A 363-nucleotide genomic window follows, 5' to 3' on the forward strand; every position below is an offset into this window, starting at 1 on the left:
GTTTGACCGGTGGCCTGGGGATCGATGCGACCCTCAAAGCCTTCAACAGCGGCCTCGGCGGCGGGGCGACAGTGGCGTTGTCCTACGCCTTGCTCGGCGCGTTCGCCGTGGCCATCGCCAAGTCCGGCCTGGCCCACGCCCTGGCGGACAAAGCCCTGGCCATGGTCGATCGCCAGCACACCAACGGCGGCGGCAATGTCAAATGGCTGCTGATCGGCCTGCTCTGGGTGGTGGCCATCGCCTCGCAGAACATTTTGCCGATTCATATCGCGTTTATCCCGTTGCTGGTGCCGCCTCTTTTATATGTGCTGACCAAACTGCAACTGGACCGGCGGTTGATCGCCTGCGTGATGACCTTCGGGC

1 protein-coding gene is annotated in these 363 nt (G+C 63.4%); it reads left to right on the top strand.

The features are described 5' to 3' along the window. On the top strand, positions 1-363 hold a 363-nt coding region (locus AC1DKR_RS21470; protein WP_478035259.1), incomplete at both ends, for a hypothetical protein.

It is taken from the genome of Stenotrophomonas sp. 01N47 (genome assembly GCF_056399165.1).